This window comes from Rhodoblastus acidophilus, from assembly GCF_025961575.1.
In the GTDB taxonomy this organism is placed as follows: Bacteria; Pseudomonadota; Alphaproteobacteria; order Rhizobiales; family Beijerinckiaceae; genus Rhodoblastus; species Rhodoblastus acidophilus_C.
Map to the genome: position 1 here is coordinate 160,158 of NZ_JAOQNX010000003.1, position 17,420 is coordinate 177,577.

The 17,420-nt window shown below is 65.3% G+C and carries 14 protein-coding genes; 3 read left to right on the forward strand and 11 right to left on the reverse strand.

Translation table 11 applies throughout. The annotated features are described in order from the left end of the window. The first annotated feature begins 82 nt into the window (after positions 1-82). Positions 83-307, forward strand: coding sequence for a hypothetical protein (locus M2320_RS03120; RefSeq protein WP_264596044.1), 225 nt, complete (start codon positions 83-85; stop codon positions 305-307). 137 nt (positions 308-444) lie between these two features. On the opposite strand, the gene M2320_RS03125 is transcribed toward M2320_RS03120, so the two are convergent. From M2320_RS03125 to M2320_RS03140, 4 genes are all read right to left on the reverse strand, one after another. Then, positions 445-2,001: an AAA family ATPase gene (locus tag M2320_RS03125; protein WP_264596045.1), complete on the reverse strand. Its 1,557-nt coding sequence runs from the start codon at positions 1,999-2,001 to the stop codon at positions 445-447. Between the two features lie 9 nt (positions 2,002-2,010). After that, positions 2,011-2,805: an SGNH/GDSL hydrolase family protein gene (locus M2320_RS03130; RefSeq protein ID WP_264596046.1), complete on the reverse strand. Its 795-nt coding sequence runs from the start codon at positions 2,803-2,805 to the stop codon at positions 2,011-2,013. Further along, positions 2,745-3,860: an OpgC family protein gene (locus M2320_RS03135; protein WP_264596047.1), complete on the reverse strand. Its 1,116-nt coding sequence runs from the start codon at positions 3,858-3,860 to the stop codon at positions 2,745-2,747. Before M2320_RS03135 ends, M2320_RS03130 begins: the two co-directional genes overlap by 61 nt. An 84-nt stretch (positions 3,861-3,944) precedes the next feature. Continuing rightward, entirely contained in the window at positions 3,945-4,286 is a 342-nt protein-coding gene (locus tag M2320_RS03140; protein WP_184425794.1) for a HesB/IscA family protein, read from the reverse strand. Between the two features lie 185 nt (positions 4,287-4,471). On the opposite strand from M2320_RS03140, the gene M2320_RS03145 reads away from it, so the two are divergent. Together M2320_RS03145 and M2320_RS03150 are read left to right on the forward strand one after the other, a co-directional pair. Continuing rightward, entirely contained in the window at positions 4,472-5,677 is a 1,206-nt protein-coding gene (locus M2320_RS03145; protein ID WP_264596048.1) for a deoxyguanosinetriphosphate triphosphohydrolase, read from the forward strand. Between the two features lie 51 nt (positions 5,678-5,728). Next, positions 5,729-7,024, forward strand: coding sequence for a homoserine dehydrogenase (locus M2320_RS03150; protein ID WP_184425798.1), 1,296 nt, complete (start codon positions 5,729-5,731; stop codon positions 7,022-7,024). Positions 7,025-7,347: 323 nt separating this feature from the next. Here the strand turns inward: M2320_RS03150 and M2320_RS03155 are convergent, their stop codons facing one another. From M2320_RS03155 to alr, 7 genes are all read right to left on the reverse strand, one after another. Next, the gene (locus tag M2320_RS03155; protein WP_264596049.1) at positions 7,348-8,097 is read right to left on the reverse strand and encodes an SDR family NAD(P)-dependent oxidoreductase; all 750 of its coding nucleotides are present in this window, start codon (positions 8,095-8,097) and stop codon (positions 7,348-7,350) included. Between the two features lie 20 nt (positions 8,098-8,117). Beyond that, positions 8,118-9,623, reverse strand: a complete 1,506-nt coding sequence (purF, locus tag M2320_RS03160) for an amidophosphoribosyltransferase (RefSeq protein WP_264596050.1) — start codon at positions 9,621-9,623, stop codon at positions 8,118-8,120. A 187-nt stretch (positions 9,624-9,810) separates the two neighbouring features. Then, entirely contained in the window at positions 9,811-10,509 is a 699-nt protein-coding gene (locus tag M2320_RS03165; RefSeq protein WP_264596051.1) for a CvpA family protein, read from the reverse strand. A 115-nt stretch (positions 10,510-10,624) separates the two neighbouring features. After that, positions 10,625-11,857, reverse strand: a complete 1,233-nt coding sequence (locus M2320_RS03170) for a TadE/TadG family type IV pilus assembly protein (protein ID WP_264596052.1) — start codon at positions 11,855-11,857, stop codon at positions 10,625-10,627. Positions 11,858-12,044: 187 nt separating this feature from the next. Further along, complete coding sequence (radA, locus tag M2320_RS03175; RefSeq protein WP_264596053.1) at positions 12,045-13,451, reverse strand: DNA repair protein RadA; 1,407 nt, start codon at positions 13,449-13,451, stop codon at positions 12,045-12,047. A 261-nt stretch (positions 13,452-13,712) separates the two neighbouring features. After that, positions 13,713-15,896, reverse strand: a complete 2,184-nt coding sequence (locus M2320_RS03180) for a tetratricopeptide repeat protein (protein ID WP_264596054.1) — start codon at positions 15,894-15,896, stop codon at positions 13,713-13,715. A gap of 387 nt (positions 15,897-16,283) precedes the next feature. Then, complete coding sequence (gene alr / locus M2320_RS03185; RefSeq protein WP_264596055.1) at positions 16,284-17,411, reverse strand: alanine racemase; 1,128 nt, start codon at positions 17,409-17,411, stop codon at positions 16,284-16,286. Between the last annotated feature and the right edge of the window lie 9 nt (positions 17,412-17,420).

Here is a 17,420-nt window from a genome sequence, read left to right on the forward strand (position 1 = left end):
GCCTCAATTCAGACAGAATTCTCCGCAATCCTGCTGGACTGTTGCAAATCTGCGACGCACACGAGTCATGTGCGGGGTTGTTATGGGTGAGACCATCGAGGCGGTGGCGGAGCAGGCGCTGACAAAGTTGTTGTTCGCGCTCGAAGATCTGGAATGTCACGGATTGCAGACGCGCCAGCTGTCCGATGTCCGGGAAAAGCTGGTGTCGGCCATCGAAAACCTTTCGCAAGTCGCGCCGCGCTTCGATTTCGACCGGGAGGTCAGATCCGTCCGGCTGTCGAGGCAGGACCGCAAATATCTCGTTTAGCCGGCTGCCGAAATACCCGTGGACCGCCCCCGCCCTGGCGCGCGCGCCCGAGACGCCCGCCAAGGCGGGCTCCTCAGGGAGGGCTAATTTATCGACATAAAGGAATAAAACCGGCGTCCCCTTCGCCCGAAAATCCTCTAAGCCTCGCCCATCGCCTTGCGCGCCAGCGCCAAAATGTGCTGATCAAGGTCGGGCTGGGTGCAATCCAGCCGCATCCAGGTGATGTCGCCGACCGGGCGCTGCAATTGCGCCTCCAGAACCGCCACATCGGCGTCAGACGATCCTTTGCGCCGGTCGCGCACCCGCTGCCGCAGGACGTCGGCCGGGCCTTCCAGCCATAATCCCAAAAACGGTACGCCGGCGTCGCGGGCGAGTTTTTCCACCGCCTGGCGCTCGTCGGGCGCGCTATAGACGGCGTCGATCACCACCGCGCGGCCCTGGTTCAGCGCGTCCAGCGCCCGCGACAGCAGCCGCAGATAGACGGCCGCCGTGATGTTCATGGCGTATGCCTCGGGCGGCAGACGGTCGGTCGGCAGCAGCTTGTGCATCGCTTTTCGCGTGCGGTCCGAGTTCAGGCTGCGCGCGCCCGGCGGAGGGCCGATTTCGGCGGCGATTTTTCCCGCCAGCGTCGATTTGCCTGTGCCGCTCAAGCCCCCGATCACGATCAGCATTTTGGGGTGCGGCTCGAGCAGCTCCTCGGCCAGCCGAAAATAGCCGCGCGCCTCGTCCTCGTGCTCCTTCACGCAGCCGCCATGGCCGGTGCGCGCCTGGCCGCTGGCGATATGGGCGCGGATGGCGGCGCGCAGCGCCATGAAGAACGGCAGCGTCGCATAGCCGTCGCGCACTTTCGCCGGGAGGTCGGGCAGGGTGCGGAAAAAGGCGCTGGCGTAGCGGTTGTAGAGGAGATTGGCGAGGTCGCGCCGGCCGCACAGCCACAGGTCCATCAGCGTGAAGGCGACATCGTAGAGCACGTCGATCCGCGCCAGCGCCTCGTCGAACTCGATGCAGTCGAACAGGGTGGGCTTGCCCTGGAACAGGCAGATGTTGCGCAGATAGAGATCGCCGTGGCACAGGCGGACAAAACCGTTTCGCGCGCGCTCGTCGAGCAGGTCGGCGATCCGCGCCAGCTCGTCGCGGAATTTTTTCTCCAGGCGCGCGACATCGGCCGGCGCGAACAAATGGCAGCCCTCGAAACTCTGGTCGTTGAGGTCGAGCAGATGCGCCATGGCGGCGGCGCCGTTGGGGCTGGAAAAACGCTCGGCCCTGGCGTGGAAGCGCGAAATGGTCTCGGCCAGCGCGTCGATATGGATGCGTTCGAGGCGGTTTTCGCGCGCCATCACGTCGAACAGGTCGGATTCGTCGAAGCGGCGCATGGCGACGATGCAATCGACGCGCTCGCCCGGCCCGTCAAAGGCGAGCGCGTCGCCATCGCGGGTGATGACGCGCACGCCGAGATAAAGGTCGGGCGCAGCGCGCGCGTTGAGATCGACTTCCGCGCGGCAGGCGGCCTCGCGTTTGTCCGGGGTGGAAAAATCCAGATAGGGAAACAGCACGGCCCGTTTGAGCTTGAACACCAGGCCGCCGGCCAGCAGGACGATGGAGACATGGGTCTCCTTCACTTCGATCAGCGATGGGTCAACCCCGGCTTCCCCGGCGATTTGCCGCTTCAGGAACGCGATCGTCTCTTCCTGCATGATGGTCCTTCACGGTTCGATCACCGGCGCGGTCGGGCGGGTGCGGCGCAGCACCAGATTGGCGGCGAGAGCCTGCGCCACCTGTGCGGCCAGGCATTCGCCGCCCGTCTCCACCGGAAGGGGATTGTCGCCCTGGTCCGCGCGGTTCTTTGCCCGCGCGGCGACCTGCAAGGCGTCCGCCCGGCGGATGAAGAACACACCTTCCCTAGCCGCCACTTTTCGCGTCGCTTCCTGGATCGCCGCCTCTTCGGTGTCGTCGTGCAGGTAGGGGTTGGTTTCAAAACCGACCAGCAGCACGTCGGCGCCCGCCTCCTTCACCCAGCGCACGCCCTCCGCGAGGTGCTGTTCAAACTCCCAGGGCGCGACATGCGCCAGAATGTCGCCGCCGCCGACCTGCCAGATCAAGAGGTCCGGGTGTTGCAGCGCCATTTCGGTGCGGATGCGCTCCAGCGCATTGGCGGCGGTCTCGCCCGACATTGGCCGGTTGACGACGACCACGTCTATGCCCGACAGCGCTTTTTCCAGCAGGCTTTCAAGCGTTGCGGGATAGGAGCGGCGCGCGCTGCGCGAGCCGCCGCTCCCGGGCCCGCCGATGATCAGCAGCCGCAATTTCTTGTCGGCGCGCGCCAGCGCCGCCGTCACCCGGGGCAGGGGCGCCGGCGCCGCCAGAGACTCGCTCACCGGTTCGCAGCGGCCCGCGTCCTGCGCGACAGCCGGCGCGCAGGCGAGACAGGCCAGCAGCGTCAGTGCTCGGCCGGCGATGGCGCCTGCGCCTTGGCGCGTCCGCCGTGCCTTTGCCGCCATTCCGTCACCCATGCCGTAAAGCCCAATCCAGCGGTTCCCACACCTAGCACGAGCCAGTCGATTTCCCAACGCCCGTTGAAGGCGTAGCGCGCCACCTGCCCGCACAGGCTGAGCAGCGAGCCGACGCAGAACACGTTCAGCGAATTGCGGCCGAGCATCGAGAAATAGGAGGCGAGCGGCGCCGCGTAACGTTCGATATAGGCGAAGGCGCCGCCGAAGAAACAGGCCAGGGCCAGGCAATGGATGGCGCGCGCCGGCGACAGATAGGTCTTGTCGAAGACGAAGAACAGTTTGGGGTCGGGAACCAGCGTCGGATCGGGCGTGAAATCGCCAAGGGCGATGGAGGCGCCGATCAGCGTTTCGATTCCCGACAGCACGAACAGCACTTTCTTCGTCCGGGCCGACAGTTTCGCATAAAAGCCGTTGGCGCCGGCGAGCAGGAAGCCGAGGATGAAGATGAACTGCCAGGCCGAGGGCGAGAAGAACCAATTGCCCTCCACCGGCCAGGTCGGCAGATTGAAGCCGGTGGCCACCGTGTAGAGATAGAGGCCGAGCGAAATCGGCAACAGGGCCCAGGGCGTGAGCCGATGGATCACGACAATGGTCGGCCCGCAGGCCATCAGCACCACATAGAGCGGCAGGATGTTGAAATAGCCGAGCTGGTAGCGCAGCAGCACCAGGCCGATATGGGCCTCCACCGGATTGTCGAAGGCGGCGGCGGCATTGTGCCATTGCAGGATATAGGGCTGCTCCAGCGTGACCGCCGCGCCCGCCAATATGGCGAGCGCGAGGAAGGAGATGATCAGCTGGGCACAATAGATGGTGATCGCGCGCCCGGCGAGCCGATAGACGGCGGCCGCCAGCGGCTGTTTGGCTAGCGAATCAACGACGAAGCGCAGGGAAAAGCCCGCCAGGAACACGAAAAGCTCGGCGGAATCCGACAGCGAATATTCCCGCAGCGTGTAGCGCTCGAAAATAATGCCGGGGACGTGCGTAATGAAGATGGTGAGAAGGGCGTAGCCGCGCCAAAAATCTATGGAATTTGGCGCCCGCATGCCTGCCTGCCGTTGTTCGGCGCCCGGTTTGCTGGACGGGGCGCCGCGATTCGGATCGGAATGATCGCTGTAGAGGTTTTGGCGTCAGACCGCAAAGCTTGTTCCGCAGCCGCAGGACGCGGTCGCGTTGGGATTCTCCACCCGGAAGGACGACCCCATGAGGTCGTCGACAAAGTCGATCTTCGCGCCCTGCATGAAGTCGAGCGCGATGCGGTCCACGGCGATGCGGGCTTCGCCCTCGGCGAGGATGAGGTCGTCGGGCTCGGCGGCTTGCGCAATGTCGAAATTATACTGGAAGCCGGAACAGCCGCCGCCGGTGACGCTGATGCGCAGCCAGGCGCCCGCGGGCTCTGCGCTGAGAATTTCGGCGACGCGCTGTTTCGCCGCGTCGGTGGCGACGATCTCGCCGGTTTGCGCATCGGTCATGAAGGCTCTCCTGTGTCTCGATAAAAATAGGCTTCCGGGCGGCGCGGATCAATGCGCGCGTGGGACGGCGTCGCTTTGGCTATTTGCAAAGGTCGTGCAGAGGTGATTTGCAAATCCTGCGCCGATGCGCTTCGCGCCGGGCGCTGCTAGATTGGCGAGGCCTCCGATTCCACCGGGACTCCGCCTTGTCCATACCCACATTCGCGCTCGCCCCCTTCGCCCAGGATTGGCGCGCCAGCCGCGGCCGGTTGTTTCCGGAACCTCCCTCACCGACGCGCGGAAATTTTCAGCGCGACCGCGACCGCATCATCCATTCCACCGGCTTCCGCCGCCTCGCCCACAAGACGCAGGTTTTTATTGCGCTGGAGGGCGACCATTTCCGCACCCGCCTCACCCATACGATGGAGGTGGCGCAGATCGCCCGGGCGCTGGCCCGGGGCTTGCGGCTCGACGAAGATTTGGCCGAAGCGACCGCGCTCGGCCACGACCTCGGCCACGCCTGTTTTGGCCACGCCGGCGAGGAGGTTTTGGACGCATGCATGAAGCCCTATGGCGGCTTCGACCATAATGCGCAAACCCTGCGCATCGTGACAAAACTGGAGCGGCGCTATGCCGAATGGGACGGCTTGAATCTCTGCGCCGAGACGCTGGAGGGGCTGGTCAAGCACAACGGGCCGCTGCTGCGCCCCGAGGGCGGGCCGACGCCGCGCTACGAAATGGCCGGGATCAGCCCCTATCTGCTCGAGTTCGACGAAACCTTCGACTTGCGGATGGCCGAGCACGCCAGCGCGGAAGCCCAATGCGCGGCGCTTGCCGACGACATCGCCTATAACGCCCATGACATTGACGACGGCCTGCGCGCAAATCTGTTCGCGCCGGACGATCTGCGCGAGGTCCCGTTCACCCGCGCGCTGCTGGAGGAGATCGAGGCGCGCCATCCCGGCCTGGAGCCGCAGCGCCTGATCCACGAATTGACGCGGCGGGTGATCACGCGGCTCGTCGAGGATGTTTTCGCCGAAAGCGCGGCGCGGCTGGAGGCGCTCAGGCCGGAAACGCCCGGCGATATCGCGCGGGCGGGCGCGCCCGTGATCGCCTTTTCGGCGGAAAAATGGGCCGATCTCAAGCTGTTGCGCGAGTTTCTGTTCACGCGCATGTACCGCCACAGCGCGGTGCTTCCGGTGTGGCGGCATGCGCAAAAAGTGGTCGGCGGCCTGTTCGCGCATTTCCTCGCCAGTCCCTCGGACATGTCCGAGCCCTGGGCGGGTTTTGCGCGCGCGCGCGAGGAGGCGGGGAGGGCGAGGGTCGTCGCGGATTACATCGCCGGCATGACCGACGTCTATGCGGTGGGACAGGCGCGCCGGCTGTTGAAGGTCGGCGCAGGCCCCGATTGATCCCCCCCGGAAAATGAGGCACAAGCCGGAAGCACTTTTGGGGGTTGTGACATGGACAAGGTTTTACGCGTCGGCATCGCCGGGCTGGGCACGGTGGGAGCCTCGGTGGCGCGCCTGCTGCACGCCCAGGCGCAGGACCTCGCCGCTCGCACCGGACGCGCCATAAAAGTCGCCGGCGTCTCCGCGCGCGATCCCAACCGTGATCGCGGCGTCGATCTCGCCGGCGTCGCCTTTTTCTCCGACGCCACGGCGCTGGCGCAGTCCGACTCCATCGACCTGTTCGTCGAACTGATCGGCGGCGACGAGGGCGTCGCGCGCAAAAGCGTCATGGCGGCGCTGACCGCGGGAAAATCGGTGGTCACCGCCAACAAGGCCTTGCTCGCCAAGCACGGGCTGGAGCTGGCGGCGCTGGCGGAGAACAGCCGCGCGGCGCTCGCCTTCGAGGCCTCGGTCGCCGGCGGCATTCCGATCGTGAAAACCCTGCGCGAAGGGCTCGCCGGCAACAGCATCGCCCGCGTCTACGGCATTTTGAACGGCACCTGCAATTACATCCTTTCGCGCATGGAGCTGGAGGGGCTTTCCTTTGCGGAGTGCCTCGCCGACGCGCAGAAACTCGGCTATGCCGAGGCCGACCCCACGTTTGACATCGGCGGGTTCGACACCGCCCACAAGCTCGCCATCCTGTCTTCGCTCGCCTTCGGCGTGAAGCTCGACGCCGAAAACATTTCCATCGAGGGCATCCAGGACATTTCGCTCGCCGATCTCAAGGCGGCGGAGGAACTCGGCTTCCGCGTCAAGTTGCTGGGCGTGGCGCAGCGCACCGCGCATGGCGTCGAGCAGCGCGTGCATCCGACCATGGTGCCGCTGTCCTCGCCGATCGCCCAGGTGATGGGGGTCACCAATGCGGTGACGGTCGACGCCGACGCCGTCAACGAACTCACCCTGGTCGGCCCGGGCGCCGGCGGCATGGCGACGGCTTCGGCTGTGGTCGCCGATATCGCCGACATCGCGCGCGGGATTCGCAGCGCGCCCTTCGGCCTGCCGGTCGGCCATCTGGCGAGCGCGGAGAAATCGCCGATGCAGCGCCACGAGGGCGGCTATTACGTCCGGCTCGCCGCGCGCAACCATATTGGCGCGGCGGCGGCCATCGCCCGGCGCATGGCGGATCGCGGGATTTCGTTGGAAAGCATCGTGCAGCGCCGGCCGGGCGACGACGACAGCGTCGTCCCCGTGGTGCTCGTCACTTACGCCACCACGGAGGCGAGCATCCGCGAGGCGCTTGCCGCCATTGTCGCCGACGGCCATATCGCCGAAAAACCGCAGGTGATCCGCATCGAGCGGGAGTGACGCCGCTCCGCTCAGGCGGGGAGAAGGGGCAGGCGTCGCGCTTCGGCGGCGAGGGGCCTGCTCGCGGACGCCGTCCTGATGACGGCGACGGCCCTTGCACATCGGCATGCGCATCGGCCGTTCGAGCGCGCGGACGCCGGGCCGGCTTCATGCCGGCGCGCTCAGATCGCGTCGCGCCGCTTAATGCAGTCTTGGAATGAATTTCAGAGAGAAGCCCCGCCCGGGGCGAAAGCCCGAGCAGGGTTAAGCAGAGCTTCCGGAGGTATCGCCCATCGCGGACAGGTCCGCCGCGCGAAGGGCGCGCGGCGGGGGGCGAACCGCGGTTACGCCGGCGGCTGGAAGCTCAGGATCTTGTCAGTGGGAAAATCGTAAAACTTTCCGGTTTGCGTCCAGTCGGGCGCGCAGAGGTCGGCGAGTTTGGGCGCGAAATCCTCCGGCGTCTTCAGCGTCCCCGGGTCCTCGCCCGGCATGGCGGCGGCGCGCATTTTGGTGCGCAGCGGGCCGGGGTTGGCCAGCATGGCCCGCACGGACGAGACGTTTTCGGTTTCGGCGGCATAGGCGCGCACCATGGCCTCCAGCGCCGCCTTGGAGGCGGCATAGGGGCCCCAGAAGGCGCGCACCTTTTGCGCCACGCCCGAGGTCAGCGCCACGACGCGGCCGGCGTCCGAAGCGCGCAGCAGCATGTCCAGCGAACGCAGCAGGCGCTGGTTGGCTGTGACATTAATTGCAAAAACCTGCTCCCACTTCTCGGGATCGCAATGGGCGATCGGCGTCAGCGATCCCAGAATGCCGGCGTTGGCGACGAAAATGTCGAGCCGCCCCCAGCGCTCGTGCAGCGCCGCGCCGAGCCGGTCGATGGCGTCTAAATCCTTGAGATCGCAGGGAACCAGCGTCGCCTCGCCGCCGAGCTTGCGGATTTCGTCGTCGAGATCCTCCAGCGCGCCCTGGGTGCGGGCGAGCGCCACCACATGGGCGCCCCGGCGGCCCAGCTCCAGCGCCACCGCCCGGCCAATGCCCCGCGAAGCGCCGGTGACAAGTGCGATCCGCCCGTCGAGCGGGGTTGCTTCGGACATAACAAACTCCATGGGAAATATCAGCCGGTTTCGGCGAGAAGCGAAAGTTGCGTCTTGATGTCGGCGCCCTTGAGGTCGGTGAGACTGGTGGGATAGTCGCCGGTAAAGCAATGGTCGGTGAATTGCGGGCGCAGCGGATTGCGCGCGCCGACGCCCATGGCCTTGTAAATGCCGTCGACCGACAGGAAGGCCAGCGAATCCGCGCCGATCAGCTCGCGCATCTCTTCCAGCGTATGGGTGGCGGCGAGCAGCTTTTCGCGGACCGGGGTGTCGATGCCGTAATAATCGGGATGGGTGATCGGCGGCGAGGAAATGCGGAAATGCACCTCGCGGGCGCCGGCGTCGCGCATCATCTGCACGATTTTAACCGAGGTCGTGCCGCGCACAATGGAATCATCCAGGAGGATGATGCGCTTGCCCTCGACCACGGCGCGATTGGCCGAATGTTTCATCCGCACGCCCAATTCGCGGATGGACTGGGTCGGCTGAATGAAAGTGCGCCCGACATAATGGTTGCGGATGATGCCGAGCTCGAAGGAAATGCCGGAGGCTCGCGCATAGCCGATGGCCGCGGGCACGCCGGAATCCGGCACCGGCACCACCACATCGGCCTCGATCGGATTCTCGTGGGCGAGCTGCGCGCCCATCTGCTTGCGAATATTGTAGACCGAGCGGCCCTGAACCACGGAATCCGGCCGGGCGAAGTAGATATATTCGAAGATGCACGGGCGTTCCGGCTGGTGCGGGAACGGTTTTATGCTCTGCACGCCCTCGTCCGAGATCACCACGATCTCGCCATTGGCGATGTCGCGGACAAAAGTCGCGCCGATAATGTCGAGCGCGCAGGTTTCGGAGGCGAGAATGTAATGGCCGTCGAGCTGGCCGAGCACCAGCGGGCGGATGCCGAGGGGGTCGCGGGCGCCGATCAGTTTCTTGTTCGACAGCGCGACAAAGGCATAGGCGCCCTCGATCTGGCGCAGCGCCTCGATGAAACGCTCGACGATCTGGTGTTTGCGGCTGCGCGCCACCAGATGCAGGATCACCTCGGTGTCGGAGGTCGATTGATAGATGGCGCCGGCGCGGATCAGGTCGCGGCGGATGGTCAGCGCATTGGTGAGATTGCCGTTGTGCGCGACAGCAAAACCGCCGGAATCCAGCTCCGCGAACAGCGGCTGGACGTTGCGCAGAATGGTCTCGCCCGTCGTCGAATAGCGGACATGGCCGATGGCGCGATCGCCGGGCAGGCGCTGAATGGTGGACGCCTTGGAAAAGGTGTCGCCGACCATGCCCATGCGGCGTTCGGAATTGAAGCGGTGGCCGTCATAGGCGACGATGCCGGCGGCTTCCTGGCCGCGGTGCTGCAGGGCGTGCAGGCCCAGCGCGGTGACGGCGGCGGCCTCGGGATGGCCGTAAATGCCGAACACGCCGCATTCCTCGCGCAGACGGTCGGCGTTCAGATCGAAATCGTCCAGATGCGTGTCGGTCAAGGCGAGGTCCAAGTCTGCGTCAAGCTCGGAACAGTTCATGACGGCGCTCCCGACGCGCGCCGGTCGTGTCAGCGCGCGAATTGGGTTCAGAAGCGCGGCGACGCGCCTCAAACGAGCCCGGGTTTAAGTTCGAGAGGTCAATAAACCGCCGGGGACGAAATAGGAAGGGGTCACAAAAAATTCATCCCGGGCGGCTTTGGCCAAGGTGCGGCGCTGGCGGCGAAAATCACCGGCCGCGCATGAGCTGGTCGAGCTTGGCCTTGTCGCCGGAATTGGATTTGGGGTCCGGCTTGGCGTCGGGCTTGACCGGCGAGGGGGTGACAGGGGCGTCCTTCGGCTCGCTGTCGGCGTCCTGCGGCGGCGCCTCGTCCGCGCCGGGCTTGGCCTTCTTCAGCTTGCTGATCAGGCCGTCGGGGTCGTCGGGCAGCAGGGCGAGCAACTGGGCGCTGGCGGTTCTGAGCAGCGGCAGGCTTTTCGAATTGGCGAGCCAGTCCTTTTTCCCGCTCTTGTCCGTTCCGTTCACGGCGTCGGGGGCCAGCCAGTTGAGGAAGACGAAAGCGATGGCGCACAGCAGCAGCCCGCGCGCCAGGCCGAACAGGAAGCCCAGCGACCGGTCGAGCGCGCCGATCTTAGAATCGAGAATGGCGTCGGAAATGCGGATGGTGACGATCGACACCAGGATCAGCGTGACGAAGAAGATGGCGGCGCCGGCGATATAGGGCCGCAAAGCCTCCTTGGCGACGAAGACCGGCGAGGCCGCGTCCACGAGTTTCGGCACCAGCAGCGGATAGAAATAGATCGCCGCCGCGGCCGCCGCGCCCCAGGACAGGATCGCCATCACCTCTCGTGTAAAGCCGCGCAGCATGGCGAGCAAAGCCGAAACCACGATGACGGCCAGAACGATCAGGTCGAGATAGGACGGCATTGTCGCCTCAGGCTGGGAAAGTCACGAATCCGCGCGCCAGGGCGCGCGGGCCGCTTATAACCAAACCGCAAGGCGGCGTCGACTCAAGGGATGCGCGGGCGCGCCCGCGCGCCGTTCAGCGGACCAGCTTGGGGATGTTGGGGGCGCCGCTCCACTGGTTGGTGGTGCAGGTGGTGGTCAGGCTGAAGAAGAAGTCGCGGGTGCCGGTTGTGCTGGTGCTGGAATCTTCCCACTCATAATTGTTGGTCACGGGCGTGTTGTCCGAGACGCCGCTGGGGCAGGGGAAGGCGTTGGCCAGGCCAAGCACGGTGTTGGCGGCCTGCTGCTGGCCGTTGATGTAAAGCCAGTTCGAATTGGTCTTGCTGTTGGTGGACACCGTGTTGGACCAGCTGCTGTTGGCCGCGCCGGAACAGGCGATGTTCTCGTTCAGCTTCGTGCTGGTCCAGGTCTTCTGGTAGACGGCTTCGAATTTCTGCTCGTCGGCGTCGGAGGCCGTCACATTCGTCGCGCTATAGTTCTGGCCCGGCGCGCAGCGCGAATTGACGATCTGCATGGTCAGGTAGAGATTGTAATAGGTCTGGTTGAAGGTGATCTTGCTGTTGGCGCTGTCGAGCGTGGCGCCGATCGTGTTCAGATTGGTCGTGTTCCAGGTCGTGGTGGTGATGCCGATGCCGGTGTCGGTCGGCTGGGTGGACGTCGATGTCCAGAAATAGGGGACATTGGCGGTCACTTTGGGGATGGCGGCGTGGCTGTTGCCGGTCGCCGAGGTGCCGTCGCTCCCGTCATTATAGGCCTTGTAGGTCCAGGTGGCCAAGGGAAGCGTCGCGCCGCCGCTGGTCTGCTGAACGTAGAGCGTGACCACCTTGTAATACCAGCCCTTCGCGTATTGGAACTGATAGGTGATGGTGTGGGGCGTCAGCGGATGCGTCATCTTCGCCGTCGACGACAGGTTCAGCGGGCTGGACTGAACCCCGAACAGCGATGACAGGGTGGTGGCCAAGGAGCCTTGCGCCGTCACGGTGACGCTGCCGTCGGAATTGGCGGTCACGGACGGGGAACCGGAAAAGGCGAGGCCGATGCTGTTGGCGTTGGCGCCGAAATTGGCGGTGGCGGTCGTGGTGGCCTTGGTCAGGTCATTGGTGGAATAATAGGTCTGGACGGCCATCATCGCGGCGCTGTCGAGGGCCGATTGAAGCGCGCTCTTGGCTTTGAGCGCGCGCCCGTAGTCGACGGCGAGCCCCATCAGCGCGATGACGGGGATTACCGCGAAGGTGAAGGTGATCGCCACCGAGGCCTGGCGGTCTCTGCCGAAACGGAAGACCCAGTTGTGGGAGGTAGAAACGGACATTTGGACTATCCCCTCGTCGTTTCTCCTTGAAATAGGCCAAAAATATCCACCGAGGCTTACGCAACGGCAGCACGTTTAGGCGGTCGCGCTAATGGTGTTGCGCCCCGCTGAGGAGATAATGTGCTGGTTTCTCGAACCCTCGGCGCCCGCAAGGGTTAACAACAGCGGAATTGGCCGCTGAATTTTTTCAGCCCGACTTACGTTCGGCAGGGGATCGGCGCCCGAGCGCGGCAATGTCGGCGATGGCCTCGCCAATGTGGCGAATCGCGTTGAGGCCCATGCCGGCCGGCTTTTCGGTCTTGTCGCTCGCCCCCTGCGGCGCGACGGCGCGGGAAAAGCCGAGCTTTGACGCTTCCTTCAGCCGAAGTCCGGCGTGCGGAACCGGGCGCACGGCGCCGGACAGGCCGACCTCGCCGAAAAACACCATGTCCTGCGGCAGCACGGCGCCGACCAGCGACGAGACGAGCGCGGCGGCGGCGGCGAGATCGGCCGCGGGTTCGGCGATCTTCATGCCGCCGGCGACATTGAGATAGATGTCGTGCTGTCCGAGTTTGACGCGGCCATGGGTTTCGAGCACCGCCACCAGCATGGACAGGCGGCTCGGGTCCCAGCCCACCACGGCGCGGCGCGGGGTTCCGAGCGCGCTCGGGGCGACCAGCGCCTGGATTTCGACCAGGACGGGGCGCGTCCCCTCCATGCCGGCGAACACCGCCGCGCCCGCCGCCGAGCCGTCGCGTCCCGCCAGGAACAGGGCGGAGGGGTTGGCGACTTCGGTGAGGCCGCCGCCGGTCATTTCGAACACGCCGATTTCGTCGGTGGGGCCGAAACGGTTTTTGACATTGCGAAGGATGCGAAAATGGTGGGAGCCGTCGCCCTCGAAGGAGGCGACCGCGTCCACCATATGCTCGACCACGCGCGGGCCGGCGATCTGGCCGTCCTTGGTGACGTGGCCGACGAGGATGACGCAGGCGCCCGACAGTTTGGCGAAGCGAATCAGGGCTTGCGCCGCGCCGCGCACTTGCGTGACCGTGCCGGCGGTGGCGTCGGCCGTCTCGGTCCACATGGTTTGAATCGAGTCGATCACGACCAGGGACGGGCGGCGGCCTGCCGAGAGCGTGGCGATGATGTCCTCGACCGAGGTTTCGGCCGCCAGTTCCACAGCGGCGTCGGAGAGGCCGAGGCGTTCGGCGCGCAGGCGCACCTGGGCGGCGGCCTCTTCGCCCGAAATGTAGACGACCCGCTCGCCTTTCCGCGCCAGAGCCGCGCAGGCTTGAATCAGGAGGGTGGATTTGCCGATGCCGGGCTCGCCGCCGATCAGGAGCACGGAGCCGGGGACAAAGCCGCCGCCGGTGACGCGGTCGAGTTCGGCGAGGCCGGAGAGGATGCGGGGGGCGGGTTTGGATTCGCCCGACAAACCTTCGAGGGCGAAGATGCGGCCTTTTTTCGCGCCGCGCGCGGCGAGGGCGCCGATTCCGGCGGTGGGGGCTTCCTCGTGAAGGGTGTTCCACTCGCCGCACGCCTCGCACTTGCCCTGCCAGCGCGGAAACACCGCGCCGCAGGCCTGGCAGATGAAGGAGGTGCGGGCTTTGGCCAAGGGAGGTCTCGGGGTTTGGGCGGAACGTTTCTAGAACATGAGGGCGCGCAAAAGTCCAGCGGCGTTGGGCGGCTGGTTTTGGGGATGGCGGTGAGGCGCTCCAGCGGGTTTGTTGGGGGGAGTTGATTGCGGCAGCGCCTCCTTGAAAGGGGCGCCGTGCCGGTCGCAGGGTGGATTGCTTCGCTGCGCTCGCAATGACGGCGTAAAGGTTTTGCGCGCTTGTCCAGATGGTTGGCCTGCATCAGGCGTTGGCGGGCTCCGTCATTTGGTCGGCGCGGCGAGGCGCTCCACCAAGGCTTTGGCGGCGGGGATTTGGTTGCGGAAGGTTATGGACCAGGCCTCGTGGCCGCCTTCGCGCAGGACGCTTTCGGCGGTTTCAAGCTGTTCCATTGCGTGCGACGCCAGCGCGCCATCACTGGTCCGCTCCGCAAGCACCAACATCGCGTAGCCTTGGTTGCCTGTTGTATTCGCCCAATTGAGCGGAACGCGCTCGAGTGGAAACTCCTCCAGCGCGGCGCGATATGCGGCCACCGCCTCTTCCAAACGCGCGGTTCCGCTCTCCCGCTCGCCAAGCCTCAATAACGCATTGCCGAGATTGTTCCGCGTCATCGCCCAGTTCAGCGGAACCCGCTCGCGGGTGCGCTCCTCCAGCGCGGCGCGATATGCAGCCACCGCCTCTTCCAAACGCGCGGTTCCGCTCTCCCGCTCGCCAAGCCTCAATAACGCATTGCCGAGATTGTTCCGCGTCATCGCCCAGTCCAGCGGAACCCGCTCGCGGGTGCATTCCTCCAGCGCGGCGCGAAAGGCGGCCACCGCCTCTTCCAAACGCGCGGTTCCGCTCTCCCGCTCGCCAAGCATTTGCAGCGCGGTGCCGAGATTGGTCTGCGTCGTCGCCCAGGCCAGCGGACCCCCCTGGCGCGAAAACTCCTCCAGCGCGGCGCGATATGCGGCCACCGCCTCTTGCAAACGCGCGTTTCCGCTCTCCCGCTCGCCAAGCCTCGATAACGCAGTGCCGAGATTGTTCTGCGTCATCGCCCATTGAAGCGGCACACGCTCGCGCGAAATCGCCTCCAGCGCGGCGCGATAGGCCGCCACCGCCTTTTCCAAACGCGCGGTTCCGCTCTCCCGCCCGCCAAGACTCGATAACGCAGTGCCGAGATTGGTCTGCGTCGCCGCCCAGTCCAGCGGAACCCGCTCGCGCGTCCATTCTTCCAGTGCGGCGCGAAAGGCGGCCACAGCCTCTTCCAAACGCGCGGTTCCGCTCTCCCGTTCGCCAAGCGCCCCCAACGCGATTCCGTGCGCATTGCGCGCGTATCCTTTTTCGTCCGGCGTGCGGGCGCATTGCTCCAGATGACGCGCAACCGCGATATCGGCGACGAGATGGACATTGCTGCCCTGGTCGCGGCCGAAGACGAGGAGCGCGTTTTCCGCCTGTTTCAGTTCCTCCCAAAGTCGCTCATGGTTGTCTCCATGCAGCGCCTCGGTCATTTCGATCACCGCCTGGGCCGCCGCCTCGCCGTCGTAGGCGGCCAAGGCAATGTCTTTTTCGCGGGTGTAGAGCAGGCGAACGCCCTGTTCGTATTGGTCGCGGCGCTCCTGTTCCTCACAGCGCATTTCCTCCGCCGCGCGGCGCAGGGTGGCGCGGGCGAGGCCGGATTGGCCTTTGTCCAGTTGCGTCTTGGCTTTTTGCAGCGCCGCATCGACGGTGGAGTCAATGTTCGTCTCCACAACGCCCCCTGCGATTTCCTTCTCGTAAATCTCGATGGCGGTGCGCACCTCCTGCTTCATGCCGTCGAAATCATGGTTCTTGTTTGCCGCGATCTTTGGCGCGATTTCGCGGATAAACCCCTGAGCGATCTTGCGCTTGTGCGCCTCGCTGGCGGCGTAATCCTCGACCAGCAGGTCGAGGATGCCTGAGCGGAAGACATAGGTCGCGAGTTGGTCCGCGTTGGCGAAGGCGCAGCCGGAAAAGCGGCGCACGGCGTTCAGCCGGTCGAGATGCGTTCTCTGCGCGGCGCGGCTGGCGTCGGTTGGCGCAAAAGTCTTCTTTTCGCGGCGCGCCTTTTTGCCGGGCGTCGCGATCAGCAAGAGCTTTTTTCGGTGGAGGGCGAGCCAGGCCTCCCATTGCGTGTAGGTGATCGGCGCGCCCGCCGACAGCGCGTCGGCGAGGGGCGGCAGGTCGCTGATGATGTCGGGAAGTTTGCGCAGGAGCGCTGCCTGTTCGCGCGCGCCGGGCGTGGCGCCGGTCATGTCGCCGATGAGATGCACCACCGCGTCGCATTCGGCGATGTAGACGTCGAGCTTGTCGAGCGTATCGCCGCCGAGGTCGACAAAATCCTCTTGAACTTTGACCTCGACGTTTTGACGGGTGAGTTCGTGGCGCAAGAAATCGCGGTAGGCGCGAAATTCGTTTGAAACGGTTGACAGAAAGATTTTGATCGACATGGCGGCGTCCAATGACGTGGCGGCATCATGACGGTTTTGCGCGGTGGCGCAAGGCTTGGGCGGGGCGTTGCGACTGTGGAAATTTCTATCTGGGGTTGTGACGCTTTGCGTCAAATCCTCCGTTTCTTGTGAAAATTCCGCGAAATTCGCGCGAATTTCTGCTCAAAAACGTCGATTTTCGTGCGTGCAACTCAAAAGTTGCATACAGGATGTTGGGGCGCAGTTTTGGCGCGGAATTGGAGGCCTTGCTCTCAATCCCCTGGTTTTCCGGGGTTTGCGGGTGGAGGGGAGTCAAAAACGTTTCACGTGGAACATAAGGTGAACAAAATCTTGTGTGTTCCGCATTTTCACTTTTGAGCAAAAACCGCGCCGGCCATATTCGCGGCCTCACGCCTCGCCCACATAGACCCTGCGATACCGCCGCCCCAGATTCGTCAACACCTCGTAGCCGATGGTGCCGGCCCAGGCGCCGAGGTCGTCCACCGAAATGTTGTCGCCCAGAACTTCGACCCGGTCGCCGCGCTTCAGGGGGGCGGCGTCGGTGATGTCGACAATGCTGAGGTCCATCGAAATGCGACCGACCACCGGGCAATAGACCCCGCCGGCGAACACTTCCGCGCCGACGGCGCCGCACGAGGCCGAGCGGGGAAAACCGTCGGCATAGCCGAGCCCAATGGTCGCGAGACGCCGGCGCGCATGCGCCGTCCAGCGCGCATTATATCCCGCCGTTTCGCCGGCGCGGATGTCGCGCACTTGCAGGATCAACGCATCGAGCGACACCACTTTTTTCATGGGATTGTCGCTGCCCGGCGTCGGATTGCCGCCATAGAGCGCGTAGCCGGGACGGGTGAGGTCGAACACCGGGGCCTCCTCCAGGAACAGGCCCGAGGAATTGCACAGGCTGGCGCGCATCGGCGGAAAAACCGCGCAGGCGCGCTCGAAGCGTTCGATCTGCGCGCGATTGCGCGGCGCGGAATGGTCCTCGGCCGAGACGAAATGGGTCATGATCAAAGCCGGCGTGAACTGCTCGATCAAATCAAGCGCGCGCGGAAAATCCGGGGGCGTGAGGCCCAGGCGGTTCATGCCGGTGTCGATGTGCAGGGCGGCCGGGTGTTTCTGGCCGTCGGCGCGGCAAAACGCCACCCATTCCTCCAGCTCCGGCAGCGAGCCGAGCACGGGCAGCAGGTTGTTCCGCGCAAAAAGGCTTGAGGCGCCGGGCGGCAGGCCGTTGAGCGCGAAAATCCGCGCCTCCGGCGCGACCTTGCGCAAAATTTCGGCCTCGGCGAGATGGGCGACGAAAAACGTCTTGCAGCCGGCCGCCGCCAGCTTTCTGGCCGCTGGCCCGATCCCGATCCCATAGGCGTCGGCCTTGACCACGGCGGCGCATTCGGCGCCGCGCGCGCGCGCTTTCAGCAGCCGCCAATTGTCGGCGAGCGCGTCGAGGTCGATGGTGAGACACGCCTGACTCTTTTCCCGGTCCTTGCAGGGATCGGCGGGAAGGGCGGGTTCAGGCATTTGCTAACC

What these genes read in the sequence shown, in the direction of transcription:
- M2320_RS03150 (WP_184425798.1), top strand. Translation starts at nt 5,729, where the DNA reads ATGGACAAGGTTTTACGCGTCGGCATCGCCGGGCTGGGCACGGTGGGA.
- M2320_RS03170 (WP_264596052.1), bottom strand. Translation starts at nt 11,857, where the DNA reads ATGTCCGTTTCTACCTCCCACAACTGGGTCTTCCGTTTCGGCAGAGAC.
- M2320_RS03120 (WP_264596044.1), top strand. Translation starts at nt 83, where the DNA reads ATGGGTGAGACCATCGAGGCGGTGGCGGAGCAGGCGCTGACAAAGTTG.
- alr (WP_264596055.1), bottom strand. Translation starts at nt 17,411, where the DNA reads ATGCCTGAACCCGCCCTTCCCGCCGATCCCTGCAAGGACCGGGAAAAG.
- M2320_RS03130 (WP_264596046.1), bottom strand. Translation starts at nt 2,805, where the DNA reads ATGGCGGCAAAGGCACGGCGGACGCGCCAAGGCGCAGGCGCCATCGCC.
- M2320_RS03135 (WP_264596047.1), bottom strand. Translation starts at nt 3,860, where the DNA reads ATGCGGGCGCCAAATTCCATAGATTTTTGGCGCGGCTACGCCCTTCTC.
- M2320_RS03165 (WP_264596051.1), bottom strand. Translation starts at nt 10,509, where the DNA reads ATGCCGTCCTATCTCGACCTGATCGTTCTGGCCGTCATCGTGGTTTCG.
- M2320_RS03155 (WP_264596049.1), bottom strand. Translation starts at nt 8,097, where the DNA reads ATGTCCGAAGCAACCCCGCTCGACGGGCGGATCGCACTTGTCACCGGC.
- M2320_RS03180 (WP_264596054.1), bottom strand. Translation starts at nt 15,896, where the DNA reads ATGTCGATCAAAATCTTTCTGTCAACCGTTTCAAACGAATTTCGCGCC.
- M2320_RS03125 (WP_264596045.1), bottom strand. Translation starts at nt 2,001, where the DNA reads ATGCAGGAAGAGACGATCGCGTTCCTGAAGCGGCAAATCGCCGGGGAA.
- M2320_RS03140 (WP_184425794.1), bottom strand. Translation starts at nt 4,286, where the DNA reads ATGACCGATGCGCAAACCGGCGAGATCGTCGCCACCGACGCGGCGAAA.
- purF (WP_264596050.1), bottom strand. Translation starts at nt 9,623, where the DNA reads ATGAACTGTTCCGAGCTTGACGCAGACTTGGACCTCGCCTTGACCGAC.